The sequence below is a fragment of the Butyrivibrio sp. AE3009 genome (assembly GCF_000420845.1).
Taxonomy (GTDB): Bacteria; Bacillota; Clostridia; order Lachnospirales; family Lachnospiraceae; genus Butyrivibrio.
The window spans coordinates 61,251-86,435 of record NZ_ATVS01000005.1 but is presented as its reverse complement, the minus strand read 5'-3'; the positions used below and the strand labels follow the sequence as shown (position 1 = coordinate 86,435).

Genomic DNA, 25,185 nt, shown 5'->3' with positions numbered 1-25,185 from the left:
TAATTTAGGTGGTTGTTGAATAGAAAGGTTATTTAAGAGGATTAACCTTACTGAGCTGCTTTTCTAGCCTCGATCATAGGGCCATACTTCTCTGTATCAAAGTTTACAAGGTCTTCCCAGCCAAGTCCGTTGAGCTGCTCTGCCATAGCATCCCACTGTGCCTCGAAGTCTGCGTCATCCTTGGCAAATACCATTCTCCAGGAAGCATCCTTGATAACGTCACCGCACTGGCTGCGGATAAGGCTGATGTCTGTTGTGTCGATTGCAAGAGCGATGTTGATACTGGGAACTACTGTCATCATGTTGTTCTTCTTAAGGTACTCAACGTCGTCTGCTGCGCCGAACTTCTCTGACCATTCCTTAGTTGTCTTGGTCTGGTTCTTCTCGATGGTTGAAGACCACATATCAGTTCCATAAGGCTCATTTGTGTCAGGGTTAACATCGCAGCTTGCTACGATCCACTGGTTGATCTGGTTGTTACCATCGTTCCAGTTGCCGCCGCCCTGATCCTCAGGAACTGCTACTTCTGCTGAGAATCTGTTGAAGCCGTCTTCTGTAAGGACATACTTGCCGTTTTCTACTGTGTAGATAAGTCCCTCTGTGCCGCCATGCTGGATCTGAACTCCCTCAGGAGAAGCGTACCAGTCAAGGAACTCCATAAGTCTTGCAAAGTTCTCATCGCTAACCTGTGAACCTACGCAAAGTACACGACCATCGCCGAAGTATGTGTCGGAAGGCTGGTAAAGGTTGGTATCTGCAACAGGGATCTCGATGTAGTTAACGCCCTCTTCACCCCTTGCAGGTGTGTTCCAGAATCCGTACTGCCAGCTGTACCAGTAGAGATAGATTCTCTTGTCCTGCATCTTGGAAACGATTGAGTTCCAATCCTGTGTAGCTGAGTCGGGATCTACAAGGCCCATCTGGTTAGCCTGATAGAAGAACTTGAGCATCTTGTAGTAAGCGCCTGCCTTGTCTGTAAGAGGTGCGATTGAGTTGTCTGTTCCGATCATAACGGAGCCGTTAACTTCCTGGCCGTACCACTTGGTGAGCTGAGCTACGTTCTCCATGAAATAGCTGTCCCAGTCCTTCCACATGCTGATAGCATAAGCCGGGTCGCCCTTGTCGTTTGTGGGATGAGCATCCTGGATAGCCTTGAGGCATGCAAGAAGGTCATCTGTGTTCTTAAGTTCGGGAGCTCCAACCTCGTTGTACATATCCCAGCCGATACGAGGATAGGTGTAAACATGAAGCTGTCTGTAATCTGTAGGTCCGTTATTGTTCATCTCAAGAGGAATTGCATAGATCTTGGTGCCGTCACCCATCATTGAGTTGAACTCTTTGATCTGCTTCTCATATTTCATAAGGTTAGGATAGTTGGCAAGTACGTCTGTAAGGTCATGGATAAGTCCTGACTCTACGCACTCCTGAGCGTCTGCGTTATCGAGGATGATGAGGTCACCGAGAGCGCCTGCTGCGCAGCGTGTCTGATAAAGAGTCTGTCCGTCACCGGCTACCTGAGGAGCGATAATGTTAAGATCCATGTTGAACTTGTCCTTAACGATCTTGCCGTACCATCCGGACTGAACGCCCTGGAAGTTAGCTGCTACGTCGTAGAAGTCAACTGTGTATGTCTCGTCGTGACTTGCTGTGGGAGCTTCTGTTGCTGCAGCGGTCTCTGTTCCTGTGTCCGCTGTCTGTGTAGCTGTCTGTGTTTCTGTAGTGTCTCCACCGGTTGTCCCTGAGTTACCTGTTCCTGCATCGCTGCCGCAGCCTGCTATCATGGAAGCAGTCATAATGCCGGCAAGTGCAAGAGATGCCATTTTCTTAAACTTCATTTCATTTCCTCCTTTTTTTAACCTCTATTTCCGCCCCTTTAAGGGAGCATGCACATTTTTGAATACCTTCCATATTTCACAAGGAAGTTCCGTTCTCGCTTGAACTCCTTTACTTTTTTCACAAGGAAGTTCTGTTCTCGCTTGAACTCCTTTACTTTTTTCACAAGGAAGTTCTGTTCTCGCTTACGCTCGCCAGAACACGTTCGCACTAGGCTCGAAAAGACCTCACCAAGTGCTCTCAGCCCTTCACCGCACCGATCATGATACCCTTTACGAAGTACTTCTGGAAAATCGGGTACACCAGCATGATAGGCAGAACTACGATAACCGTAATGGTCATACGAACACTGGTGGTGGTCTGTGTTGTTGCTGCTGCAGCTGCCAGTGACTGGGTACTGCTGCTACTCTGGGCCAGGGATGCAAGTGAGCTGGCCTGGTTCAGATACTGATAGAGCACGAACTGCAATGGATACAGCTTGGTGTCAGTCATAAGAAGCAGTGTATCCTGGAAGGCGTTCCACTGGCTTACCGCTGAGAAAATAGCTACGGTTGCCATAATGGGCTTGATTACCGGAATGATGATCCTGAAGAATATGGTGAGGACCCCTGCACCGTCAATCTCTGCTGCTTCCTGAAGCTCCTTTGGCACCGACTCAACAAAGGTCTTGGTGAGGATCAGGTTAAAGGGTGATACAACAGCGGGAAGTATATATCCCCAGAAATTGTTGGTGAGGTGCATCTGCTTCATAACCAGGAACCATGGGATAATACCTGCGTTGAAGTACATGGTTGCTACGATCAGTCTGTACCAGAGCTTCCTGAGCCACATTTTTTCCTGAGTAAACATAAATCCCAGGAAGGCTGATGCGAAGACTGTCAGGGCAGTTCCGATCGTAGTCCTCATCAGTGAGATCTTGAAAGCATTCAGAAGTCCGTCGATCCTGAAGGCTGATGCATAATTGTGAAAATGTATCTGCTGCGGCCAGAACAGCACGTCGCCTCTGGCGCTGATATCATTGGCACTGATGGTGTTGATCAATATGTAATAGAAAGGGTACAGGCAAAGGAATGCTGCAATGGAAAAGATAATGTAGCAGATTATCTCCATTGTCCTGTCTCCCGCGCTTACTTTTATCTTGCTCTTGTTCTCTTTTTCTCGACTCATAACCTACTCCCGACTTTTACTAAATGATCTACTTATTACGCCCCTGTATCAAAGGATGCTCTCACCTCTGATTGCCTTGGACGTTCCGTTTACAATGACCAAAAGTACCACGCTGACAAGGCTCTTCAGCATACTGATGGCAACTGATACGGAATAGCCGCCGGCGCCCATGGCCAGGTTGAATACGTAGAGGTCAAGAACCTGGATGTATTCCTTGTTAAATGCGTTCTGGAATACGTAATACTGCTCCATTCCGTTGTTGAGGAAGTTAGCGACATTAAGTACCAGGAGAACGAAATATGTGGGCAAAAGACTTGGTATGGTAATGTGTCTTATTATCTGCATTCTTGTGGCACCATCAACCCTGGCTGCCTCGATCATTTCTCCGTCGATGCTGGCAATTGCTGCGATATACATGATGGCTGCCCATCCAAGGTTTTTCCAGGTGAGCCAGAGCCACTGTACAAACCATACGTGCTCAGAGGACTGCAGGAAAAGAATGGGCTGGGTGATGACACCGTACTTCATAAGAAGTGAGTTCATCATACCTGTGCTGTTAAAAAGTGCAAAGGCGATGGAGTAAACCATAACCCAGCTGACGAAGTTGGGAAGTGTGGTTACTGTCTGGACAAACTTCCTGAACTTGACGCCTTTGATCTCATTGAGAAATACTGCGAATAGCATGGGAAGCCAACTGGTTCCGATGGTGATTCCGCTCATAGCGAAGGTGTTCTTGAGAACCTGACCGATCTGTTTGATCTTGGTCTCACTGCTGACCAGAGATGCAAACCACTTAAAGCCTACAAAAGCACTGTTTGCCAATGTTTTGGGCGGTTTGTAATCGTAGAATGCGTACAGCCAGCCGTATAGCGGATAATAGCTGAACAGTAGAACCAAAATGATAAATGGTAATACAAGCAGAAACAGCTTGAATGAATAAGCTTTTTTCTTAGACACCGGTTACTCCTCCTGTTTTCCCCGTTTATTACTTTTTTATTACAGATTTCCTTTTAACAAGCTTGCATGGAACCTTGATAACGACAGGATCCTTGGAGGGTTCCTCATCCCCATGAGAACCTTCCAGCTTTTTTAACATGAGCTCGGCTGAGATGCGGCCAATCTCGGTAAGGGGCAGCGCCGTGGTGGTGAGCTGCGGCCTGAAAAACTCGGATATTATCTCATTGTCAAAACCTGCAACGGATATGTCCCGTCCTATGACAATTCCCTGCTCCTCAAGATAATCGTAGATTCCGCCGGTCATCTTGTCGGAGATGCCAAAGATTGCGGTGACATCCCGTGGAACTATGGCTCTGGCTCCTTCGTAGCCTGACTCTCTTGTCCAGTCGCCGTAGTAAACAAGCTCCGGATCGTACAGCAGTCCGTTTTCAAAAAGAGCTCGTTGATAGCCCATGAGACGCTTGGCTGTGTGGATGTTCTCCATGCGGCCCCCTACGAAGCCTATCCGGCGGTGCCCCAGACCGATGAGATAGGTGGTCATCTCGTAGGCGCTCTTCTCGTCGTCGATGACAACGGAAGGGACTCTGGCTGAATTGGAGTATGCGTAGCACATGACCACGGGAAGCTGAAAATCATCGTTGAAGGAACCGATGATTCTGGAATGCCCCGCCAGGTATATGACTCCGTCCACCTGCTCTGACAAAACATCCTGCACAACGGGATCGAGAACCGAGTGATACTCCTCTTCCTGGCCGTACCAGGTGTCCTTCCACCTGTCGTAGAGACGCAGGTTGTGGACTATGGCTCTGTAGCCATCCTCCTCGCAGCGGGCCATGATGCTCTCGATTATGGCGGGAGAAGTGAACTGCTCAATGTCCTCGGCAATAATGGCGATGGTTCTGGTCTTCTTGTTGCGCAGTCCCTTGGCCATGTAATTAGGCTTGTAACCGGTCTCCTTGATGACCTGCAATATTCTGTTTTTGGTTTCCTCGCTGGTCTTGGCCTTGCCGTTAATTACGTTCGAAACGGTGGTAGGCGAGACATTGCAGATATCAGCGACCTCTTTGAGCGTCACCATCTCGTTTCCTCGCATAAATGTTTTTGTTAATCGTTAAACTTGAGTTTATTATTGCGCTTAGGTGGATTACTGTCAATATGTTTTTTGTTAATCTGCACATAAAACTGTAATTTTTGACGATTTGGTTGTGCATGTTTATCTTGACTTTTGTAGGCTGCACCCATAGTATTGTTACATATAACATGTTTATCGTTAAACCTTTTGTGGGTTTATCAGCAGGTTGGCCGAAAGGAGGCTCTATGATCTACTACGTTGACGCAAGCTCCTTCCGCGATGGTGACGGAAGTGAGAGCAGACCTTTTAAGAACATAAATGACGCCGCAAGGATCGCGGTGGCCGGGGATGAGATTGTGGTTAAGCCCGGTATTTACAGAGAGCACGTGGTTCCGAAGAATGCAGGGACCAAGGAACAGCCTATCGTTTACCGCTCGGAGAAGCCTTTGGGAGCTGTGATTACAGGCGCAGAGAAGGCTACCGGCTGGGAGAAGGTTAAGGGAAATGTGTGGAAGTTCACGGTAAATAACGGAATTTTTGGAAATTACAATCCCTATACTACTGCGGTTTACGGAGACTGGTACTTCGCTTCTACAAAGCGGCATACGGGATGTGTTTTTTTGAATGATAATCAGATGTATGAGACGGCAACTCTGGAGGAGTGTCAGAAGGGTAAGCCGGACATTTATGCCTGGGACAAGGAAGCTGCGGGGTATCTGTGGTTTACAGAGCAAAATGGCGATACCACCGTTATCTACGGTAACTTCGGCAAGCTCGATCCCAACAAGGAAAATGTGGAATTCACGGTGAGACGGAACTGTTTTATGCCCACTGAGAACTTCATCAACTATATAACTGTCAGCGGTTTTAACATCAACAAAGCTGCTACCACCTGGGCGCCGCCTGCTGCCTATCAGGACGGAATGATAGGGCCTCACTGGAGTAAGGGCTGGATCATCGAGGACTGTGAGGTCTACGGAAGCAGATGCTGCGGCATTTCGCTGGGTAAGTATAAGGACCCTGAGAACGATATGTATTTTACCGTAAAACAGGTGAAGAGCCCCACGCAGATGGAGAGAGATGCGGTGTGCAGGGGACAGTTCCATGGCTGGCTCAAGGAGCGCATCGGTCATCATATCATCAGAAGATGTCACGTGCATCACAATGAGCAGACGGGTATTGTAGGCAGAATGGGAGCTGTTTTTTCAACAATTGAAGACTGCGATATTCACCACAACTGTACCTCCGCTCAGCTGGGCGGCGCTGAGACCGCCGGGATCAAGCTCCATGCGGGAATTGACGTAACTATCAGAAGAAATCATATTCATGACAATATCATGGGTGTGTGGCTGGACTGGGAGGCTCAGGGAGCAAGAGTTACTCAGAATGTTATGCATGACAACAACAGGCCCGAGGGGGTTGAGCAGCTCCCCGGCGGAATGTTCAGCACTGACGTATTTATTGAGGTAGGTCATGGTCCCACACTTATTGATAACAATATTCTGCTGTCACCGGTTGCAATCACGATTCCCAGCGAAGGAATCGCAGTTATCAACAACCTGGTGCTGGGCAGCTTCTCGCTGATCAACTCAGGTGTAGACAGCATCGTGAACGGACAGAGAGAGCCCAGATACACACCTTATCACATCCGCCACAGGACAGAGGTTGCGGGCTTTATGACTATCCTTCACGGCGATGACAGGATCTACAACAACATTTTTGTCCAGCAGCACAAGATCCATGACAAGAAAAAGACAGCTGCGGATTCTGATTATGAAGTTGTTGGAACCAAGCCTTTTGACATCTTTCCGACTCAGGCAGAGTGGAATCAGCAGTTTGATTTCAGCAAGAAGCCGGATATGGGAGCCCTGGCTGAGGCACACTTTGGCCATCTTCCTGTATGGATTGAGGGCAATGCTTACTTTAATGGCGCAACCGTATACAAGAAGGAAAAGAACAAGCTGGTGAACAAGACCGGCAAGATCACCGTAGCCATCACCGAGAAAAACGGCGACTACTATCTGAAGACCAACCTTGCCAAGGAACTGGGCGACTTCACCTGCGGCATCATCTCCACCGAGATGCTGGGCAGAGCCTTCGAGCCGGAGCAGCGCTTCGAGAATCCCGACGGAACAGACATCGTCTTCGACCGTGATCTCCTCGGCGCACACCGCGGATCTGAAGCCATCCCCGGCCCGCTTACCGCCCTCTCCTCCAAGGAGCAGCTTGTTTGGAAAAAAATTGGGGTCTGACCCCAATTCACAGTTTAGACACAATTAGGTTTTGAAGAAACATAGATGAATACTGGGTTTGGGGCCTGCCGCAAAAAAAATTGGGGTCAGACCCCAATTTTTATGCTTTCAATTACGGAGATGGGAGGCGTGGCGGAGGTGGCGTCGTGGTTGTAGATGAAGAGGATGACGCAGAGGCCGTTGCCGGCGGGAGTAAAGGCAAATTCGGTGCGGAAGTTCTGATATTTGCCGACATAGTGATCAAACTTAAGTCCTGAGCGAGAGGTGCTCTGGCTGGTGGGATAGGTGTAGTGCTTGAGGGTCAGGCTGTTCCAGCGAAGGTTCTTCTCTTCGTCAGGGCAGATGTTGGAGATAATGGCGCGCTCGATAGCACGGGTCTCGTCCTTTTCATCGAATTCCTCAACGAAGTAATCGCTGTCAAAGTAGAAGATGCCGAAGATTGCGTCATTTACAAGGTACAGCTCTCCATCGCCCTCGTTATATATATGTTCGTTAAAAATATCCTTAGCATCAATTTTTTCCATTGAATCGGGAATGACATAGGTGATTTTGCCATCGTGCATGCTCTTTGCTGTACCGGTGGCGGACACTGCTGCATTGCCGCTTTTGTGATATTCATCAAGGTCAAGCTTAACGCTACCCTTAGCACTGCCGGCTCCAACCAGAGGGATGGTGAGACACAGTACCAGCAGTATTCCCATTATTCTTTTTCCACTGATCTTCATTCTCATCTCGTCTCCTCGATGCTGTAAAAAATGCCCTTGCCATCCAGGTATTCCGTAACCCTCATCATAACCTTGTAGTCAGCATAGTCATCTGTCAGCGTCACGCCAGCTCCCTTTTTGTAGACTCCTTCAAAAGCCTTCTCAAAACCATCAAGAGTCACAAGTCTGCTGTTCACATAGATGCTCTCACCGGAAACCCTTATGCCAACATTAGTCGTCTTATCTTCAGCAGCTGCCCTTGCACTGTCGTCTTTAGCCGGATTTGTCTTATCATCAGCGGTCTTCTGGGGCGGCTTACTCTTATCATCTTTGGACTCACTTAGCTCCTGCGCCTGGGCTGTAATACTGTTGCCGTTCACAAGCTTGGTCATATCCACAAGGGGCCTGTTCACATTTCTTAGCTTCAGGTCAAAAAACTTGGCACCTATAAGAAGCGGCTGCACAGCGATCAGCATGATTATCAATATTCTTCCTAATCTCTTTTTATCCTTAAGATTCATTAAAAATCTGATTCTCCTGAATGTTTCCTTCTTCAATACCGCAGCTCACAAGAAGACTCTTCACCTCCAGATAAGTTTCGGCGGCTGCGTAGTTGTCTATCAGCTTGGCCCGCTTGTAATTCCAGGCCTTCTCTCTGATGGGGTTCTGAGCCTCCTCGAAGCTGTCGTAGGTGATCCCATCCATGATTATCTCTGTGGTGGAGATCTCGATCACCAGGGCTTCCTCAAAGGCTTCCTCCCCTTCCTCAGGTACTTTCATCTCCTGCTCATCGTATTTAGCTTCCTTCAAAAAAGGCATCTGAACGCCGGAGTTTATCATTATGGCCAGCTGCTGCCTTGTGAGGAAGATGAACAAAACGATTGCCGCCACAACGAGCAGCACCAATATTTTGAGAGTCTTGGAGGTAATGTTCTTCCTGAAAGAGCTGTCTTTATTGAATACGAGCTGCCACAACAGCCAGCACAATGCCAGCAGGACGAGCCCCAATATTACCAGTTTCATACTCACTCCTGCCTTATCAAAAATAGATTGTTGTAGACCTCCTGAAGGGACGCGATCTCTTTTTCCATGCGATCATAGTCCCTGTACAAAATGCGACTGTCATCGATACTAAGAAGCACGGGAGAGCCCTCTTTTGACTGAACAAAAGAAGTAATCTCCTCCACGAACTGCCCATAGGCCTGCTCCTGGGTCTCGGGAGTTATCACAATGTCCTCAATGAGGGTCTCGTCGTTGTAGGCGAGCCTTATGTGTCTGGTCCTGGGGTCATTTTTTTCATACATGGCGTTCAGGGTTATGAAAGCCACCAGCTGATCCTCATTCTCGTAGTTCTCCAGCTGAGTGGTAGCCACCTCGTATTTGGCCTGAGCCTCTTCTGCGGCGTTCTCCGCCTCAACAGTCTTCTCCCGCTCAGACTCTGAATTTATTGACATTTGACACATGACAACCATAAGTACTATGAAAATCACATCCAACAATGGTGTCAGATCTAAGTCTAGTTTAACTTTGTTTCTCATTGTATTCATCCTTATGAGTTTTCGATTTTTTTAAGGCCAATTGCATTGCTGTATCTTCTGTCTATCTCATTAAAAGTAATATCAATACTGTTTATCTTTTTCTCAGGTCCTAACGAAACATATAGTTTTAATAAGATAGATGCTACCAGACCGAAAAATGTTGAGCTTAATGCCGTAGATAAAGATGAATATAACACCTCAAAGTTTTGATTCTTTACAGCCTGAAGTCCGGGAATCAGTCCACCAACAGTTCCAAGAAGTCCCAACAATGGAAGAATTGAGATAAGGTTTACCGCAGAAATAAATGCAACATTCATCTTATTGAAATCTCTTCTAATGGGTTCATATTTCTCGCTACTAAATTCTGTGTAACTTTCCTGACTTAGATTTCCTTTTGAATTCAATCTTGTTTCACGGTTAGTCTGACTATATGCACCTTCTGAATCCACCAATGTTTTGTCTAAAGCTCTACTTATTCTTATGAGTACAATAAAAATCGCAACTGCAACTACCACAATAAATACATCATAAGCTTTCTCATACCACTTAAGATTTGAAATAAATGTAAGTATAACCTCTAACATAATCTCTCCTTTTCATATATGTTGATATCTACAAAATATGCTCTGCTAGGACAGTTGTGATGACAAAAGAACCGTCCCCTTGTCATTTCTTATCCTTAGGATTTGCTATTCCCCTGTTACTTTGCACCGGAGCAATAAGCACCCTTCCGGTGCCCCTGTATACATTCACAAGACCTTCACCTGCAGCCATTGAACCAACAAGAGTAGGCGTAGTCCTTTCAACTGTGAATTTCAGATCTGTCGACCAGGCGATGGCCATGTTTCCGTCTATCTTGAGAACATCATTATCTAGATTAACTTCTATCAGCTCGCTCCTGGGCACGGGGCTCTCAAGGGCTACAACACCGGTGCCGTAGATGCTGGTGTTAAAAAGACCTTCCCCGCCGAGAACTGCAGAGGATACCGTGGTTCTGGCCACGACCTTCATCTGAACGCTATCCTCGCAGGCAAGAAACATGCCATCCTCGATGGTGAGCTTGCCCTCCCATTCATCAAGGTCCTCAAGAATGATGTATTTGAAGGTAGGCTCTAACACCAGCGTACCCTCTCCGGTGTAGAGCGGTTTGATGGCGGATTCGCCTGTTACCTTGCTTCCGATGTATTTTTTCATAAGGTTGCCAAGACCGGAGATATCAGTCCTTGCCTGAAGGTCGCCAAGCATCAGCTGCATGATCCCCTTCTGGGTAATGGCGCCAAGGCCCGGTTCTATCTGGGCAATAAGCTGTCTCTTTCTGACATCCATCATTGCAGCAAAATAAGCCATCTCCGCCATTTCAGGATCAACGGAGAGGTCCCTTTCGTACTCAACTACGGTAAATATTCCTTTGTTTAGGGTGATTTTCTTGGCATCCGAAGAATTGAACAGATTAGTAGTGATCATAGCCCCTCCCCAACTTTTACTATGTAACATTATACCACAAGTGCCCGTCCCCACCGCGATAAAGGGGCCAGTCCCCATCAACAAATTGTGAACAGATGACAGAGGGACGGTTCTTTAGACTTATCACAAATATGTCGAAAGAACCGTCCCTCTGTCATCTGTTCACAGTTTGTTAATGGGGACTGGCCCCTATAGCATCACTCCAGCACGAACTCCGCACTATTCTCTGTGCAGGAGCAGGTTCCAACAAATACCCGGAATCTGCCGGGTTCGCTCTCGAAGCGGTTATTTATTGTCCAGAAGCGGAGCATATCCTCGGTGATCGTAAAGTACACATCCTTGCTCTCTCCGGGGTTAACGCCCACCTTCTTGAAGCCTTTGAGCTCTTTTACCGGACGAACGCGGCTGCCGGCCAGGTCTCTAATGTAGAGCTGCAGAGTCTCATTTACAGACATCTCGCCCACATTCATAACCGTAACCTTGGCCTTAATGCCCTTGGTATCATCCTTCTTAAGCGTATCCGCTGAAAGTGTGACATCGGAGACAACAACCTTGGAATAAGTAAGACCATATCCAAAGCTGTATCTTGGCTCATTGGGGCAATCCAGGAATCTTGAAGTAAACAGTGAAGGTGCATCCTTTGGCTTGGGCCTTCCTGTGTTGTAGCTGTCATAGTGAACGGGAGCCTGAGCTGCTGTGTAAGGGAAGCTCATGGGGAGCTTGCCCTGAGGGGATACCTTGCCGCTGATAACATCCATAATGGCGCGGGCGCCCTCGGTTCCGGGTCTCCAGCAGACCATAAGCGCATCGGTAGCCTTGGAGATTGCATCCAGTTCAACAGGTCTTCCGTTGAAAATAAGAGTAACCGTCTTCTTAGCCTTTTTTACCACCTCGTCAAAAAGAGCCAGCTGAGGTCTTGGAACAGTGATGCTGACGCGGCTGGTGGACTCGCCGGACTGACAGATATCCTCGCCGATGCAAAGAATAACCTCATCTGCCCACTCTGCGGCTTCCAGGGCTTCCTTAAGCATTTTCTCTCTGTCTGCATCTGTAAGCTCTGACTTGTAGACCTCCCTTGAGAGCTCGGTTCCGTCATCAACCATCTCGCAGCCAACTGCAAATCTGCACTCCGTATCGCTCCCTTTGTAAAAATCGGTTGCAGCTTCCTGAAGGCTGATGGCATGATCCTGATCACAGGAGATAGCCCAGGTGCTGTGAAGCTGGTTGCAGGTTACATATGGTCCGATGAAAGCAAGCTTCTTTGCTGTAAGAGGAAGCGCCTTATCCTTGTTCTCCAAAAGAACGAAGGACTTCCTTGCTGCGTCTCTTGCTATATCTCTGTGTTCCTGACAAAGAGCAACTTTTTCAAATTTATCCGCACCGGCTCCGTGATAAGGATCCTCGAAAAGTCCCAGATCATTCTTGAGCTTGAGGACTCTCATTACCGCTTCGTCAAGAAGTTCTGCCTTAAGCTTACCCTCTTTTACCAGCTCCTCAAGATTGTTCTGGTAGCAGTCGGTGCACATGTCGATGTCAACGCCTGCCTCCATTGCAAGTCTTGAAGCCTCCTTGAGATCCTCTGTAAGGCCCCAGTTCTTAACCTCTGCAATGGCTGCCCAGTCAGAAATAAGAACGCCTTCAAACTTCATATCGTCTCTCAAAATATCTCTCATAAGCCACTTGTTGGCTGAGGAAGGAAGTCCGTTCAGGGTGTTAAAAGAGGTCATGACGAGCTTGGCACCTGCATCGATACCTGCTCTATATGCAGGCAGATACTGCTCTCTCAAGGTGTGCTCGGAGAGCTCAACATTGGTATAATCACGGCCTGCCTCTGCTCCGCCATAAGCTGCAAAGTGCTTAACACAGGCAGCTACATGGTCGGGATCCTTGGGATCTTCGCCCTGATAGCCTTCAACCATCGCTGCAACCAAACGGCTATTGAGGTACTTGTCCTCGCCTGTGGACTCAAGAACACGGCCCCATCTGGCATCTCTTACAAGGTCTGCCATGGGAGAAAAAGTAACGTGAACACCGTCTGCAGATGCTTCCCTGGCCTGGACTTCAGCACCTTTTTTAACCGTCTCGGGATCAAAGGTTGCGCCCTGAGCTATAGGAGCGGGCATAACAGTCTTGTGTCCGTGGATAACATCCAGCATGAACAGCATGGGAATGTGATGGGGATGGTTCTTCATGTATGCGTCCTGAAGAGCTTTGATCTTGTCTGCGCCCCACAGTCCCAGCGTGCTGCCTGCCAGCACCTTGACTCTCTCGGAGCCTGTGGCATCGGCAAGTCCGGTGATTGCTGCATCGTCCTGGAAAACCCAGCCCGGAAGCTGCACCAGCTGCATGATCTTCTCCTCCATGGACATATCATTTAATAATGCCTTCAAATCAGTTTCTTTCATAATGGTTGTGAACTCCCTTTTTATATTAAAAAATCATTTTCGTTTCCACTGCATCTTTTTATTTTATAGGTTTTGAGGTGATAAATCTATGATATTAATGATTTTTTAATTATCATTTTTTGTAGTTTTGTGCAACAAAAAAGTGACCCGGCCGTCAAACCGGGTCACCTGTGATATCAATTTTTTACTCTATCATTGTGAACTTAAGAAGCGGAACTTCCTCTCTGTCTGCCATAAGAGCATTAAACTCTTCCTCGCTTCCTTCAAAGTCCACGGTATCCTCATAATTGCTGGTCTGTCTGGTAAAGCCCACAAACTGGCCGCTTCCCTCAACCACTCCGTCGGATATGTAATCCTTCATCATAAGGCTCTGCCAGTCCTCGGAGACAAAATAAGTCTCATATCTGTGATTGTCGCCGCCGTAGATGATGCCATCCTTGTAACGAAGCGGAAATGCCGAACCGTTGCCGAATACATTTCCTATATTTACCGCCTTACCATCCCTGATGCCGTAAATGCAGGCCTCACTGGCACTGTCATCAGCAAGAAAAACAAGATCCGTCACAGCCAGAAGCTGATCGTCTTCCCCCTGAAGCTGAACATAGGCATAACCCTGTCCCTGCATAAGATTGGCAATCACATCGTCAAAGCTGTCAAATTCTGTCTTACCCGACTGCTCCTGAACGAAATCCGAAGGACCGTATCCAAAATCGTCCTCTTCCGCGAACTCATCAAACTCCTGTACAGCTTCCGCAGCAGGTTCAAGCTCTTCGAGAGGCATTCTGCTTACGCCCAGAACCGAAGCATCGCCTTCAACCGCAGATCCGCAGGCTGTCAGCAAACCAATGATCATTGTCGTGCTCAATATCAAACCCAGTCTCGTTCTCATATGTCTCCCCTTCCTTTAACGTTTAACTGCGCTGTCTTATTTAATTATAAAGGCTATAAAGTACCCCAAACATAAACATTTTATAAAATTCCCAAGGTGCGGATTTATCGCAAATCAAGGATTGTGCTATACTTTTTGAGGGCATTTATAAAAAAAATATGAAAAATCACTGTTTGGAGGGGAAAATGTCTGTAGATGCTTATATGAATCCCGATTTTACCTGGGTTAAGAAGGGCCTGTTTTTGCTGACCGCCCTGGGAGGTCTTGCCCTGTGCACACTTCTGATCTTTTTATGGGCAAAAATGGCTGCTTCAGAGAAGAAAAACCAAAGGATCGGGGAAAATACTCCTTTTCACAATTACATCGAACTGTTCTATGAGATGATAATCTCGGCCACGTCGGTTATGTCTTTTGCCTGTGCCTATGTCATCATCAATCACGTGTACACTTTGGCCCACACTTCGGGTTACAGCTACGACTATTTCAAGGATTTCATTAATCTTATGGACAACTGGAAGGACTTTGTACTGCTGATCCTGATCTGTACTTCCTGCGTTCTTAATACAATCCTGGACAAACTCATTATTCCGCTCAAAAAGATTCCCCGTGAGGATAAGGCCACAGTCCGCATGCTGGCTATGTTCTACGTCATCATCATTCTGCTGACTCTGAACGTCATCGGCGATGAGAGCGAGTACAGCCCGGTTATGATGTATTATCTGGGACTGATGGTGGGACGTTTTGTTTACTTCGATGCTTCCTTCAGGGATTTTATCGGAGCTTTGAAAAACATGTTCTTTAAGCTGCCGCTTCTGGTGCTGGGCATGACGCTGTCGGGGCTGCTATGTTTCTTCGGATTCAAGGCCGGATATTTATTGGAGAGAAATTATTATATTGTTGGCATCTTCTATACGCATCTGTTCCTGCTGCTGGCGGTATTTATTGTAAAGCACAGCCATATCCTTGAGCTGATTGTGAAACTTCCCAAGGAGGAAAAAAGCATAAAAGCTTCGAGGAAACGTCGAAATGATAAAAGCGCCAGAGATCGCCGCAAGGTTCAATATGAAGACAGGCGCAGCGAAGACTACGATTACGACTTTGATGAATCAGATGATGCATATGCAGATTATGACGATGATTACAAGGAGGACTAAATGAGAGCAGTATTAACCCGCGTATTATCCGCATCCGTAACAATAGATGGCAAAATAGTATCCGAAATCGGCAAGGGATTCCTGGTGCTCCTTGGTGTTCACGTAAACGACACCGAAGCACAGGCAAAAAAAATCGCAGACAAGATCTGCGGTCTCAGAATATTTGAAGATGAAAACGGTAAGATGAACATAAATCCCAAAGATGCAGGGGCTGAGCTCCTTATCGTGAGCCAGTTCACGCTCTATGCGGACTGCAGTTCAAGAAGGCCGGGCTTTACCGACGCGGCAAGGCCGGAAATATCAGAGCCTCTGTACGAGCTGGTGGTAAAAGAGTGCCGCGACAGAGGCTTCCGGGTTGGCACCGGAGTATTCGGCGCCGATATGAAGGTTGAGTCGGTGAACGATGGGCCGGTGACGATTGTGCTGGATATTTAAATTTCCTCTACATAGTTAACAAATTCTAATTGGTTTAGGTTGTGAAGAAATTCCGGGTGGGATCTCATGGTATCAAAATCCACATCAAGCATTAGCGCTACATCGCTGGATTGTAGCGTTTTTTCTTTGCTCTTGGTCATGCTGGCGATGGTATAGTTCTGCTCTGCAATCCACTTGGAGAGCTTCTTTACTCCGCCGCTCTTATTGACCTCAATGTAAACACTGATGTATTTGCTGGAATTCTCAACTCTTTTGCTAAGTCTCACAAGAACAAGGTTGGCAATCATTACAAGAAGGAAGCAGACAATACCGATGATCAGATACCCGCCTCCGATGGCCATTCCCATGCAGGAGGTTACCCACAGGGACGCCGCGGTGGTAAGGCCCTTGATCTGCTGCCTTCCTGTTACCAGAATGGTACCCGCGCCAAGGAAACCGATGCCGCTCACAACTCCCGCAGGAATACGGCTTACATCAGCGCTGAGCCCCGGTAGCATCGCAAGATAAATATTAAGCGACGTGGCAACCGCAGACCCAAGGCTCACCAGGGCAAAGGTCTTGATTCCGGCATTATGTCTTTTTACAACTCTTTCCCAGCCTATAAGGCTTCCGAATAAGGTGGCAATGATGAGTCTGATGGCCACAGCTATATCATTGGAACTCTCCAGAAATTCCAGAATTATTTTGGCATTCATATATTTCTCCTGAAAAAGTATTGATGTTACTTACATTATACCGAACATAACCCTATTGTGAAAGCCATTGCTTTAGTCAGCGAAAGTGCCTGTCACTTTACTAAACGAAAGTGCCTGTCACTTCATCAAAGTGAAGTGACAGGCACCAATTGATTATTTATTCTTTTTATCTTTTTTGTTCTTTCTTCTAATGACTTCCTCTGTGGTGATGCCTGCTACGCCGGCGCCGAGAAGGAGCCATGGCCATGGGAAGCCCTTCCTTGTAGGTACAGGAGGAATGAGCTTATCAGCTGAGATTGTTGCTGACTCTGCCTCGTTGGAAACAACTACCTTGGCGGAATCGTCCTTGGTCTCTGCGTTCTTTTCGCCGGGAACATTGATGGTCTCTGCGATTTCACCCATGTTGTATTCAGCTGTGGTTACTGCTACTTTCTCTGCAGGCTCTTCCTTGGAAGGCGCATTGTTCTTGGTAGCGGCAGGTCTCTTGGCACCGAGAACCTCGGGAAGATCTGAAGGGTTAACATCTCTGTCTGATACAGGGATCAGCTTCTCCTCAGGCTTCTTGCCTGTGTTACCTGAGCCGTTTCCGTTGTCGGAATCATCGTTATTTCCGTTGTCAGAGCCATTATCCCCACCGTTGCCGGGAGTCTCGTCCTCAGTTGGGGTAGGCTTCTTAACTCTGAAGCTGTTCTCATCGTAAAAAGCGTCCTCTGCTTCCTTAGCATAATCGGTAGCTTTATCTGCTTCTGTATTAGCTTCGGCAGCTGCCTTCTTGGCATCCTCGTATGCTTCGAGAGCCTTCTCGTACTCTGCCTCGAGCTTCTTGATGTCTTCCTTGCTGGCGCCTGCTGCAGCTTTGAGTTCATTAAGCTTTGCAGCCATCTCCTCAACTTTCTTCTCTGCCTCTGATACAGAATCGAGTTTCTGCTCAGCTGCCTCTCTGGCTTTAGTAGCATTTGTCAGCTCTGATTCTGCGGTCTTCTGATTGTCCTTAGCGCTGGCAAGATCTTTCTTTGCATCCTCAAGGGCCTTCTGCGCATCTACATTGTCCTTATCTGCCTGTGTCAGCTCATCAGCGGCTGTCTTGGCTTTCTCTTCTTCGTCAGCAAGATTCTGCATTGCATCTGCAAGCTTCTGATTGGCTGTGTTTGCTGCCTCTTCTGCCTTAGTCAGAGCTTCACTCTTCTCATTAGCTGTTCCACTTGCTTCATTATATGCATTGGTTGCTTCTTCAAGAGCCTTGTCAGCCTTTTCCTTAGCATCTTTAGCGGATTTTAGATTTCTGTTAGCTTCATTGAAGTTGGCTCCGATACGCCAGCTAGCTTTTTCCTTATCCTCGACTTCTTTGGCCTTATTGAATGCCTCCTCTGCTTTTTTATAAGCAGCCCGAGCATCCTCCATCTTCTTACGAAGCTCCTCTGCTTTGGAAAATGCCTGATCATATGCTTCCTGAGCGTCTTCAAGGTCAGACTGCTTATCTGCAGCTACTCCTTCAGCTTTCGTTACATCTGAAGTTGCCTGTTTAACTTTGTTTTCTGCCTCTTCCTTGTTTGAAGCGGCCTGTCTTGCGGCATCTGCTGCCTGCTCTGCAGTTTGCTGAGCGCCTTCATAGGCAGCTGCCTTCTCCTGTGATGCATTGGCGTTATCTACAATAGGCTTGGCAGCATCGATTCTTTCCTGCTCACTATCTATCTTCTCCTGAGCTTTTTCAGCTTTGCCGGCTGCAGCTTCAGAATCGGATATAGCCTTATTGTATGCCTCTTCGCTCTTTCCTTTTCTTTCCTTGGCATTTGTTATCTCAGTTTCCTTTTCACCAACTTTGGTAGTGAGATCGGAGATTGTGGTGCCAAGTTCGGTTACCTTTGTCTCGAGCTGTCCTTTGGTTGTCTCAGCTGTCTGCTTAGCCGTTTCCTGGGTAGATTTCTCTGCGGATTTTGCATCCTTTATTTTGCTCTCACAGTCTCTACAATCAGCTTCAATAATCGGATTTTCAGTGTCACGCTTATCGATAATTCTGATCTTTGTAATTCTGTTATTATTTATTAGATAACGAGGAGCAATCTGATGTTCATTACGATCATTAAGACATTCAAAATTGTATCTTCCAATTTCCTTGCCTTCATATCTTACTATCATGTAGTTACTATCCCAGTCAGCAAATGATACCAATCCATCAACGCTTATATCTTTGGGATCATATTCGGGATGCTTCTGGTATACAAGAAGCTTAATCAGATCTTTCGCAATTTTCTCATTATCGCCAAGCTTTCCTCTGGTCTTACTATTCTTCTCCAGATTCTTCATCCAACCATCAACAACATCGATGGCATCCTCGATATCTTTTATGTTGTCCTCAGCCGTCTTAATATCTGACTTTGCAGTCTCAATATCTTCCTCCGCCTGAGCCTTCTCCTCCTCAGCCTTAGTCTTCTGTCCTTCAAGCTCAGTCTTCTCGTTATTAGCAGTCGCAATATCCTTGTCTGCCTGATCCATATTACCCTTTTCGGTCTCTGCAATATCGTCGGCAGCTTTCTTAGCAGCCTCAGCAGCAGCCTTTTCCTGATCAGCCTTTGCAATATTGGCTTGTGCATCTTCAAGGGTCTCCTGAGCTTCCTGGATTACTTCAGCAGCCTCCTTCTCATCAGCCACTTCGCCGATTACTTCTTCGAGAGCTTTCTCAGCAGCCTCTTTTTCACTCTTAGCAGTCTTAAGCTTGGTCTCTGCGTCTTCCTTGGCCTGCTCTGCCTTCTGAGCTGCTTCTGTTGCAGTCTTCTCATCGTCTACAGCCTGCTCCTTGGCCTTATTGGCAGCATCAAGCTTACCGTCAGCCTCATCCTTAGCCTTCTGTGCATCTTCAAGAGCCTTCTGCGCAGCCTCTACTTTCTTCAATGCTTCCTGGTAAGCATCCTCAGCAGCTTTTTTATCTTTCTCTTTTGCTGTCTTGTCAAGCTCTGCTGCTTCACGCGCTATTCGATTCTTAGCTTTCCTCTCCTCCTGCTTTCTCTTTTCTTCATAAGCTTTATCATATTTTTCCTGAGCCTTCTCAAGTGCTGCCTCTGCGCTCTCTACAGCTTTTTCTGCACTTTCCTTGGTCTCTTTGGCATCCTCAAGCGCTTCCTTGGCTGCCTTGTCCTCAGCCTTGGCAGTCTCAAGGTTCTGACTGCATTCCTCTATCTCAGAGTTAGCATCCTCAATATCCTGAGTGTACTTATCGATGTTATCCTGAATTTTCTGAGAGTTATTCTGCTTCTCCTGAAGATTATCTGCAGCCTTCTGTGCTGCATCTGTTGCATCTGTAAGAGCTGTCTCCTTTGCAGAAACTTCCTTATCAGCATCCTCTTTGTTCTTGGTAGCCTGAGAAAGGTTAGTATCAGCAATATCAAGTGCCTTCTTAGCGCCGTCTACTGCTGCCTTGGCGTTGTCGATGGCTTCCTTAACATCACCGCTGTAGTTTCCATCAGGATCTGTGATGCCATTCTTTCTGAGGATCTCCAAAAGAGCGCTCTCTGCAGCGGTAACTGCAGCCTCTGCCTTGTCATAAGCTTTCTTGGCATCCTCTACTTCTTTGCCTGCTGCATCGGCATCAGCCTTAGCATTCTGAACTGCTGTGTTTGCTGCCTCTGCCCTGTTTCTGGCATCCTCTGCTGCCTTATTGGCATCATCCACAAGAGACTGGGCATCTTCCTTGGCCTTCTCAGCGGCCTTCTTGGAATTGTATACCTTGTCTGCTGCGTCCTTGACAGCTGTGCTGTTCTCGGCAGTCTGCTCAGCATCAAGCTTGGCATTATCTGCTGCCTTAGCAGCTTCTTCTGCTTCTCTTACTGCTGCCTGAGAATAATTCTCAGCCATCTTAACAGCTTCGTCGCTTACAGTCTCTCTGTAATCTGATACTGCTCCGGCAGCTGCATTGTTGAGGCAATCAAGGTCATCTACATCTTTGTCGATGTTGTCGATAGCCTTTTTCGCACTCTCAAGATTCTTATCTATTTCACTCTTTTCAACTGACTCAGCAGGAGCATCTGTGGCAGGTTCTGTAGGATCTGCAGGCTGCGAAGGCTCAGCGGGATCTACGGGCTGCGCAGGCTCTGAAGGGTCTGCAGGCTCAGCAGGATCTGCGGGCTGTTCAGGCTCAGCGGGATCTGTAGATGCAGCCGGAGCGGCATCATCCATGGCACCGCTGACAGCCTCTTTTGCCTCGTCTATAGCATCAGAAACAGCGCTGTTCATCCCCTTAGAAGATGACGCATTAGCATCGCCATTCTCCTGTACAGCACCCGGTGTCTGTGCTGAAGGGTCTGAAGGGATATCGATGTCAGCTGCCTGAACAGTCATAGACTGAAGGCTCATGCTGGCACTGATACCGATAGTCAGCGCTTTGATTATCTGCTTGTCAATTGTGTTTTTCATACTCTCTCTCCCTATTATTAACTTATTCATATCAGTCACCAATCCTTTGGCGACTTTGACATAATAGCAAGAAGAGAATCATATGAATCATCATATTGAAATTTATTTTTGTTTTAGATGATTTTAATTATGATTTTATTTCTTTAGTGAGAACTCAAAGAAGACAGGAACTGCCTTGTGCGTTCCTTGGCAGGATTATTGATGACGTCCGCCGCAGGGCCTTTCTCAAGAATAATTCCGGAGTCCATAAAAATAACTTCGTCAGCTACATCCCTGGCGAAGGCCATCTCATGGGTTACAATGATCATGGTCATATGCTTGTTGGCAAGTTCCCTGATAACGCGAAGAACTTCGCCGGTGAGCTCCGGATCCAGAGCCGAGGTGGGCTCGTCGAAGCAGAGAATATCAGGCTTAAGAGCCAGTGCTCTCGCAATCGCAACACGCTGCTGCTGACCGCCGGATAGCTGATGGGGATAGTTGTTCATTCTGTCTGAGAGCCCCATCTGGTCAAGGAGCTCCTTGCCCATATTAAGGATCTCTTCGCTGCTCCTGCCATCGCCCCTGAGGCTTGGCGCAAGAGTTACGTTCTCAAGAGCTGTGTACTGCGGGAAAAGATTGAACTGCTGGAATACCATTCCAAAATGGAGGCGCTTCTCCCTGAGTTCATCAGGGTTTCCCAGCTTCTCCGATGCGTCAAACAGCTTCTCTCCATTGACGGTAATTGTGCCCTCATCAGCAAACTCCAGCAGGTTAAGGCATCTTAGCATAGTGGTCTTACCGCTTCCCGAGGAGCCGATCACAGAAATGGTCTGCCCCTCCTCCATGCTGAAGGATATTCCCTTGAGGATCTCAGTATTTTCGAATTTCTTTTTCAGGTTGTTAACTTCAAGTATTGGCATAAAACTTCCTTTTTTATCTGAAATATGACAATTTGTCCTCTATATATCTAAATAGCAGTGTAAGCAATCCGCTGAAGATCAGGTAGAACGCGCCTGTGTAAAAAAGCGGCCAGATGATTCCGCTACTTTTGATAAAGGCCTGACCGTTCCAGATGATCTCGTATACTGCGATAACTCTGGCAAGGGAGGTATCCTTGACCAAAGTGATGACTTCATTGGAAATTGGCGGAACGATGCGCTTGATGAGCTGGAGAAGGATTACCTTCTTGAAGGTCTGCCATCTGGTCATTCCAAGAACCTGTGCAGCTTCGTACTGGCCCACGGGAATGGACTGCACGCCGCCTCTGTATATCTCACTGAAATAACAAGCATAATTGATGACAAAAGCGATCAGCGCCGCCATGAATCTTCCCTGCCCAGAGGTTCCCCAGACATTGATGCCAAAAAAGATACCCGGGCCATAGTAGATAACAAGGAGCTGTAACATCAGCGGCGTACCTCTGATAATCCATATGATAAAACGAAGAACTGCTCTTAAAATGCGCAGCCTTCCCATGGAGCCAAAACAGATAAGAAGCCCCAAAGGAAGTGAGAACAAAAGTGTCAGCGCAAATAATTTAATTGTGGAGAGGAAGCCCTCAAGTAGTGATAAGGTTACGGTCCAAAACATAAATAAGCCTCTTTTACTGGGAAATTACTGCGTCCTGGACGCCATACTGCTGAGCGATCTGCATGAGACTTCCGTCGTCGTAAAAAGCCTTGAGCTGATCGTTGATATATGCTGCAAGGTCAGAGCCTTTTCTGCAGCCGATGCCGTACTCCTCAGTGGTAAGCTCAACTGTGTGTGTAAGGTCGGGATAGCTGGTTCCCTCACCGATCATGGCTCCTGCCATAAGAAGGTCGATGATGCAGGCTCCTGAAGTTCCTGCCTGAACCTCCATAACTGCGTCAGCCTGAGATGTTACACCGATATAGTTAAAGTCGCTATCCTTGGCAGCCTGCTCGCCTGCAGAACCTGTCTCAACAGCAAAGCTAAGAGCCTTGGCTTCGTCAACGGTTGTTACTGTAGCTGCAACAGATGAAGGAACAACTACTACCTGTGCATTGTTAAGATAAGGCTTGGAGCACTCCATAGCGCTCGTAACTTCGGATGTAAGAGTCATTCCATTCCATACAACGTCGATTGATTTGTTGTTAAGCTCAAGAACCTTGTTGTCCCAGTCTATCTCTACGAATTCAACCTTAACTCCAAGGGACTCTCCAACCTTTTTGGCAAGATCGGCGTCAAAACCGATCCAGTTGCCGGAGTCATCCTTGTAATCCATAGGTGCGAAATCAGTGATACCAACAAGAAGTGTTCCCTTGTCCTTGATATACTCAACATCTGTCTTAGCTGCTCCTGCACTGCCGCAGCCCATCAGCGATAACGCCATCACCATGGCAGAAAATGCCGCAATAATCTTCTTTTTCATAATACTTTCCTCCTGTGCGATTTTAATATGATTGATATATTTTAACATAGCATCATGGTAATTGTATACCGCATTAGCATACTAAAGTGTTTATTTTTATTTTTTTCGCAAAAAACCCCGCTCCGGTAACGATCTGGTCGCGCGGAGCGGGGTTCCATTATATTTGTTCGGGTCATAAAGTCAAAATGCTTAACATGCAAGCATGTACGCATTTTTGACTTTTGACACCCATATCATCACATTAATGTCTCATCAACATGTACATGCGAGAAAAGATACTTATCAAGTCTTACAATTCCCCAAGGCAGGTAAATACCGCAGGTAATAGCACTTAATATCGCAAAGATCAGATACTGTCCGAGAAGTCCAAGACCTGTTCCGTCGTATCTCATTCTGTCATTGGCTACAACAGAGTGCTTCATCTGCCACTTCTCGATCATTGTGATGGTCCAGGGTGCTGCAATACCGCAGGTCAGCATAACGAGAAGTCCCTGAAGAAGTCCGTAGCCCAGATACTGGAAGCTGTTGCCGTCGAAGCTTCCCTGCATTTCAGGCTGATCCTGATAGAAGGTGTGCTTCATCTCCCACTTTCTTACAGCCACATACATGAAGAAACCATAGATACCGCAGGTAACAGCTGTGAGGATCTCCCAGAGGATCCAGTGTCCGAAGAGGTTGCCGCCGGTTCCGTTGAAATCAAGTCTTCTGCCATCGATAACTGTGTGGTTCTTTCTCCACTTGAAGATCTTGCAGAGCATCCAGGGTGTTGCAAGACCGCAGGTGATACCGCTGAGAATAAATGTAAGAAGCAGAATTCCGAAGAGTTCGATACCGCTTCCGTCAAAATAGGACTCGCCGCCCTGAGTAGGAACCACAGGAGCAGGAACATATCCGTTCACAGAATCACCTGTTACACCACCGGCTGCACTACCTGCAGCATCGGGATCAAATCCTTTAATTGTCTCATCAGCTCCCATTGCACCATCAACCGCACTTGCCGCACCAGCTACAGTTGCCGCACCGGCAACACCCGCTGCCGCAGCAGCACCGGCTGCCTTATTTCCCTCAGCCTGTTTCATCTTGGTTCTAAGGTCATTGCAGAAGTTCTTGTAGGCTTCAATATCTTCCTGAACGTTAGGCTCAGACTCCATGCCCTTTTTCTGAATGCATACTCTCGCGATTGACTCTGCGCCCCATACAAGAGCCAGCAGACCAAAGGGAAGATTAACATGTTTCCAGTAAAAGAACATGCCAAGGCATGACAAAAATCCAAATACAGCAGCTCCAAGAGACACGAAACTGTAAAGGCTTCTCTTCTCGGGCTTTTTGTACAGAACATATCCCACAGCACCGATGCCGGCACCTGAAGCAACAACAAATACCAATTTAACAAGTCCCAGAACAAATCTAAGCAATGTTCCGATTAATGGAATCAGGAATAAAATTCCGAACACCCTGATCAGAACCGTCTTGACGATTCCCATGACAAGGGGCATAAGAAGGAGTACAGGTGCCGCAAGCTCCATGTTCTCCACAGTAAGATAATCTCTCCAGTTCTTGACGATATCCTCAGCCTTCTTGCCGGCCTCGTTAACGCCGTTCTTAAGAGCCTTGGCACCGTCGGAATTCTTGAGATCGTTGATGGCACTGTCTATGCCGTTTCCGATGGTCTCTCCCGCATTCTCTATGATATTCTCGGCCTTTGTGCCGTCTCCGGACGCATCAAAAAAGTCTCCGGACTTAGGTCCTTCTCCCGGTACCGGTGGCTGTTCGCCGCCGCAATATGGGCAGAACCTGCTGTCATTTTCTATTTCTTTACCACAGTGACAACAAAACATTTTA

At 47.2% G+C, this 25,185-nt stretch carries 21 protein-coding genes; 3 read left to right on the top strand and 18 right to left on the bottom strand.

Features of this window, described 5'->3' with window-relative positions; genetic code table 11:
• Positions 1–47: 47 nt before the first annotated feature.
• From G588_RS0104315 to G588_RS0104300, 4 genes are all read right to left on the bottom strand, one after another.
• Positions 48–1,835, bottom strand: coding sequence for a sugar ABC transporter substrate-binding protein (locus G588_RS0104315; protein WP_022777532.1), 1,788 nt, complete (start codon positions 1,833–1,835; stop codon positions 48–50).
• Positions 1,836–2,073: 238 nt separating this feature from the next.
• The gene (locus G588_RS0104310; protein ID WP_022777531.1) at positions 2,074–3,000 is read right to left on the bottom strand and encodes a carbohydrate ABC transporter permease; all 927 of its coding nucleotides are present in this window, start codon (positions 2,998–3,000) and stop codon (positions 2,074–2,076) included.
• 48 nt (positions 3,001–3,048) lie between these two features.
• The gene (locus G588_RS0104305; RefSeq protein WP_022777530.1) at positions 3,049–3,957 is read right to left on the bottom strand and encodes an ABC transporter permease subunit; all 909 of its coding nucleotides are present in this window, start codon (positions 3,955–3,957) and stop codon (positions 3,049–3,051) included.
• A gap of 28 nt (positions 3,958–3,985) precedes the next feature.
• Positions 3,986–5,050 (bottom strand): LacI family DNA-binding transcriptional regulator, encoded by a 1,065-nt coding sequence (locus G588_RS0104300; protein ID WP_242830336.1) that lies wholly within the window; start codon positions 5,048–5,050, stop codon positions 3,986–3,988.
• Between the two features lie 224 nt (positions 5,051–5,274).
• On the opposite strand from G588_RS0104300, the gene G588_RS0104295 reads away from it, so the two are divergent.
• The gene (locus tag G588_RS0104295; protein ID WP_022777528.1) at positions 5,275–7,281 is read left to right on the top strand and encodes a right-handed parallel beta-helix repeat-containing protein; all 2,007 of its coding nucleotides are present in this window, start codon (positions 5,275–5,277) and stop codon (positions 7,279–7,281) included.
• 86 nt (positions 7,282–7,367) lie between these two features.
• On the opposite strand, the gene G588_RS0104290 is transcribed toward G588_RS0104295, so the two are convergent.
• The 8 genes from G588_RS0104290 to G588_RS0104255 all read right to left on the bottom strand — a co-directional run bounded on the left by G588_RS0104290 (position 7,368) and on the right by G588_RS0104255 (position 14,281).
• Positions 7,368–8,006, bottom strand: coding sequence for a hypothetical protein (locus G588_RS0104290; protein WP_155830738.1), 639 nt, complete (start codon positions 8,004–8,006; stop codon positions 7,368–7,370).
• Between the two features lie 2 nt (positions 8,007–8,008).
• Positions 8,009–8,506: a hypothetical protein gene (locus tag G588_RS0104285; RefSeq protein WP_022777526.1), complete on the bottom strand. Its 498-nt coding sequence runs from the start codon at positions 8,504–8,506 to the stop codon at positions 8,009–8,011.
• A complete protein-coding gene (locus G588_RS0104280) occupies positions 8,496–9,008 on the bottom strand; it encodes a hypothetical protein (protein WP_022777525.1) in 513 nt (170 codons plus the stop codon). The genes G588_RS0104285 and G588_RS0104280 overlap by 11 nt, the downstream gene beginning before the upstream one ends.
• A gap of 2 nt (positions 9,009–9,010) precedes the next feature.
• A complete protein-coding gene (locus G588_RS0104275; protein ID WP_155830737.1) occupies positions 9,011–9,523 on the bottom strand; it encodes a hypothetical protein in 513 nt (170 codons plus the stop codon).
• Positions 9,524–9,534: 11 nt separating this feature from the next.
• Positions 9,535–10,107, bottom strand: coding sequence for a MotA/TolQ/ExbB proton channel family protein (locus G588_RS0104270; RefSeq protein ID WP_022777523.1), 573 nt, complete (start codon positions 10,105–10,107; stop codon positions 9,535–9,537).
• An 82-nt stretch (positions 10,108–10,189) separates the two neighbouring features.
• The gene (locus tag G588_RS19120; protein ID WP_022777522.1) at positions 10,190–10,987 is read right to left on the bottom strand and encodes an AIM24 family protein; all 798 of its coding nucleotides are present in this window, start codon (positions 10,985–10,987) and stop codon (positions 10,190–10,192) included.
• Between the two features lie 197 nt (positions 10,988–11,184).
• The gene (locus G588_RS0104260) at positions 11,185–13,392 is read right to left on the bottom strand and encodes a glycoside hydrolase family 3 N-terminal domain-containing protein (RefSeq protein WP_022777521.1); all 2,208 of its coding nucleotides are present in this window, start codon (positions 13,390–13,392) and stop codon (positions 11,185–11,187) included.
• A 184-nt stretch (positions 13,393–13,576) separates the two neighbouring features.
• Complete coding sequence (locus G588_RS0104255) at positions 13,577–14,281, bottom strand: hypothetical protein (protein ID WP_155830736.1); 705 nt, start codon at positions 14,279–14,281, stop codon at positions 13,577–13,579.
• Positions 14,282–14,466: 185 nt separating this feature from the next.
• On the opposite strand from G588_RS0104255, the gene G588_RS0104250 reads away from it, so the two are divergent.
• Together G588_RS0104250 and dtd are read left to right on the top strand one after the other, a co-directional pair.
• Positions 14,467–15,435 carry a hypothetical protein gene (locus G588_RS0104250; protein WP_022777519.1) on the top strand — a complete coding sequence of 323 codons (969 nt, stop codon included), beginning with the start codon at positions 14,467–14,469 and terminating at the stop codon, positions 15,433–15,435.
• On the top strand, positions 15,436–15,870 hold the full coding sequence (gene dtd / locus G588_RS0104245; protein WP_022777518.1) for a D-aminoacyl-tRNA deacylase: 435 nt from the start codon (positions 15,436–15,438) through the stop codon (positions 15,868–15,870).
• On the opposite strand, the gene G588_RS0104240 is transcribed toward dtd, so the two are convergent.
• The 6 genes from G588_RS0104240 to G588_RS22940 form a co-directional block, all read right to left on the bottom strand.
• The gene (locus tag G588_RS0104240) at positions 15,867–16,565 is read right to left on the bottom strand and encodes an MgtC/SapB family protein (protein ID WP_022777517.1); all 699 of its coding nucleotides are present in this window, start codon (positions 16,563–16,565) and stop codon (positions 15,867–15,869) included. The genes dtd and G588_RS0104240 overlap by 4 nt on opposite strands.
• A 153-nt stretch (positions 16,566–16,718) precedes the next feature.
• The gene (locus tag G588_RS0104235) at positions 16,719–20,972 is read right to left on the bottom strand and encodes a hypothetical protein (RefSeq protein ID WP_022777516.1); all 4,254 of its coding nucleotides are present in this window, start codon (positions 20,970–20,972) and stop codon (positions 16,719–16,721) included.
• A gap of 143 nt (positions 20,973–21,115) precedes the next feature.
• Positions 21,116–21,871, bottom strand: coding sequence for an amino acid ABC transporter ATP-binding protein (locus tag G588_RS0104230; protein WP_022777515.1), 756 nt, complete (start codon positions 21,869–21,871; stop codon positions 21,116–21,118).
• Positions 21,872–21,884: 13 nt separating this feature from the next.
• Entirely contained in the window at positions 21,885–22,541 is a 657-nt protein-coding gene (locus G588_RS0104225; RefSeq protein ID WP_022777514.1) for an amino acid ABC transporter permease, read from the bottom strand.
• A gap of 13 nt (positions 22,542–22,554) precedes the next feature.
• Entirely contained in the window at positions 22,555–23,343 is a 789-nt protein-coding gene (locus tag G588_RS0104220; protein ID WP_022777513.1) for a transporter substrate-binding domain-containing protein, read from the bottom strand.
• 236 nt (positions 23,344–23,579) lie between these two features.
• Positions 23,580–25,181: a DUF898 family protein gene (locus G588_RS22940; RefSeq protein WP_022777512.1), complete on the bottom strand. Its 1,602-nt coding sequence runs from the start codon at positions 25,179–25,181 to the stop codon at positions 23,580–23,582.
• Positions 25,182–25,185: the final 4 nt, after the last annotated feature.

What these genes read in the sequence shown, in the direction of transcription:
- G588_RS0104285 (WP_022777526.1), bottom strand. Translation starts at nt 8,506, where the DNA reads ATGAATCTTAAGGATAAAAAGAGATTAGGAAGAATATTGATAATCATG.
- G588_RS0104270 (WP_022777523.1), bottom strand. Translation starts at nt 10,107, where the DNA reads ATGTTAGAGGTTATACTTACATTTATTTCAAATCTTAAGTGGTATGAG.
- G588_RS22940 (WP_022777512.1), bottom strand. Translation starts at nt 25,181, where the DNA reads ATGTTTTGTTGTCACTGTGGTAAAGAAATAGAAAATGACAGCAGGTTC.
- G588_RS0104225 (WP_022777514.1), bottom strand. Translation starts at nt 22,541, where the DNA reads ATGTTTTGGACCGTAACCTTATCACTACTTGAGGGCTTCCTCTCCACA.
- G588_RS0104255 (WP_155830736.1), bottom strand. Translation starts at nt 14,281, where the DNA reads ATGAGAACGAGACTGGGTTTGATATTGAGCACGACAATGATCATTGGT.
- G588_RS0104290 (WP_155830738.1), bottom strand. Translation starts at nt 8,006, where the DNA reads ATGAAGATCAGTGGAAAAAGAATAATGGGAATACTGCTGGTACTGTGT.
- G588_RS0104280 (WP_022777525.1), bottom strand. Translation starts at nt 9,008, where the DNA reads ATGAAACTGGTAATATTGGGGCTCGTCCTGCTGGCATTGTGCTGGCTG.
- G588_RS0104250 (WP_022777519.1), top strand. Translation starts at nt 14,467, where the DNA reads ATGTCTGTAGATGCTTATATGAATCCCGATTTTACCTGGGTTAAGAAG.
- G588_RS0104315 (WP_022777532.1), bottom strand. Translation starts at nt 1,835, where the DNA reads ATGAAGTTTAAGAAAATGGCATCTCTTGCACTTGCCGGCATTATGACT.
- G588_RS0104300 (WP_242830336.1), bottom strand. Translation starts at nt 5,050, where the DNA reads ATGCGAGGAAACGAGATGGTGACGCTCAAAGAGGTCGCTGATATCTGC.
- G588_RS0104230 (WP_022777515.1), bottom strand. Translation starts at nt 21,871, where the DNA reads ATGCCAATACTTGAAGTTAACAACCTGAAAAAGAAATTCGAAAATACT.
- G588_RS0104240 (WP_022777517.1), bottom strand. Translation starts at nt 16,565, where the DNA reads ATGAATGCCAAAATAATTCTGGAATTTCTGGAGAGTTCCAATGATATA.
- dtd (WP_022777518.1), top strand. Translation starts at nt 15,436, where the DNA reads ATGAGAGCAGTATTAACCCGCGTATTATCCGCATCCGTAACAATAGAT.
- G588_RS0104310 (WP_022777531.1), bottom strand. Translation starts at nt 3,000, where the DNA reads ATGAGTCGAGAAAAAGAGAACAAGAGCAAGATAAAAGTAAGCGCGGGA.
- G588_RS0104220 (WP_022777513.1), bottom strand. Translation starts at nt 23,343, where the DNA reads ATGAAAAAGAAGATTATTGCGGCATTTTCTGCCATGGTGATGGCGTTA.
- G588_RS0104260 (WP_022777521.1), bottom strand. Translation starts at nt 13,392, where the DNA reads ATGAAAGAAACTGATTTGAAGGCATTATTAAATGATATGTCCATGGAG.
- G588_RS0104235 (WP_022777516.1), bottom strand. Translation starts at nt 20,972, where the DNA reads ATGAAAAACACAATTGACAAGCAGATAATCAAAGCGCTGACTATCGGT.
- G588_RS0104275 (WP_155830737.1), bottom strand. Translation starts at nt 9,523, where the DNA reads ATGAGAAACAAAGTTAAACTAGACTTAGATCTGACACCATTGTTGGAT.
- G588_RS19120 (WP_022777522.1), bottom strand. Translation starts at nt 10,987, where the DNA reads ATGATCACTACTAATCTGTTCAATTCTTCGGATGCCAAGAAAATCACC.
- G588_RS0104295 (WP_022777528.1), top strand. Translation starts at nt 5,275, where the DNA reads ATGATCTACTACGTTGACGCAAGCTCCTTCCGCGATGGTGACGGAAGT.